The organism is Pantoea sp. GM01 (assembly GCF_000282675.1).
GTDB lineage: Bacteria > Pseudomonadota > Gammaproteobacteria > Enterobacterales > Enterobacteriaceae > Pantoea > Pantoea nemavictus.
Genome location: NZ_AKIU01000014.1, coordinates 1 through 1,184, shown reverse-complemented (window position 1 = coordinate 1,184; position 1,184 = coordinate 1). Strand labels below are relative to the sequence as shown.

At 53.1% G+C, this 1,184-nt stretch carries 1 protein-coding gene; it reads right to left on the bottom strand.

All coding sequences use genetic code 11. The features are described 5' to 3' along the window. Nucleotides 1-5: 5 nt before the first annotated feature. A partial coding sequence (gene tuf / locus PMI17_RS03870; protein WP_007886324.1) for an elongation factor Tu occupies nt 6-1,184 on the bottom strand: 1,179 nt, incomplete at its 5' end.

Below are 1,184 nucleotides of genomic sequence, written 5' to 3'. Positions count from 1 at the left end.
CGCAATTAAGCGATAATTGTAGCAACAACACCCGCACCAACAGTACGGCCGCCTTCACGGATAGCGAAGCGCAAGCCTTCATCCATCGCGATTGGGTGGATCAGCTCAACGGTCATCTGAACGTTGTCGCCTGGCATTACCATCTCAACGCCTTCTGGCAGCTCAACGTTGCCGGTCACGTCAGTGGTACGGAAGTAGAACTGTGGACGGTAGCCTTTGAAGAACGGAGTATGACGGCCGCCTTCATCTTTAGACAGAACGTACACTTCTGAAGTGAACTTGGTATGCGGCTTGATTGAAGCCGGCTTAGCCAGAACCTGGCCACGCTGGATATCTTCACGCTTAATACCACGCAGCAGAACGCCACAGTTCTCGCCAGCCTGACCCTGGTCCAGCAGTTTGCGGAACATTTCAACGCCGGTACAGGTAGACTTAACAGTCGCCTTGATACCCACGATTTCAACTTCGTCGCCTACTTTAACGATACCGCGCTCAACACGACCGGTAACAACAGTACCACGGCCTGAGATTGAGAATACGTCTTCGATTGGCAGCAGGAACGGCAGGTCGATTGCACGTACTGGCTCTGGGATGTAGGTATCCAGATGCTCAGCCAGTTCAATGATCTTAGCTTCCCACTCAGCTTCGCCTTCCAGCGCTTTCAGAGCAGAACCGCGTACGATTGGAGTGTCGTCGCCTGGGAAGTCATATGCTGACAGCAGGTCACGTACTTCCATCTCAACCAGTTCCAGCAGCTCTTCATCATCAACCATGTCGCACTTGTTCAGGAACACGATGATGTAAGGAACGCCAACCTGGCGACCCAGCAGGATGTGCTCACGGGTCTGAGGCATTGGGCCGTCAGTCGCAGCAACAACCAGGATCGCGCCGTCCATCTGCGCAGCACCGGTGATCATGTTTTTCACATAGTCGGCGTGGCCTGGGCAGTCAACGTGCGCATAGTGGCGAGTCGGGGTTTCATATTCAACGTGAGAAGTGTTGATGGTGATACCACGTGCTTTCTCTTCTGGCGCTTTATCGATCTCGTCGAACTTGCTTGCTTTACCACCGTAGGTTTTAGCCAGAACGGTAGTGATTGCTGCAGTCAGGGTGGTTTTACCGTGGTCGACGTGACCGATGGTGCCCACGTTTACGTGCAGTTTGTTACGCTGAAATTGCTCTTT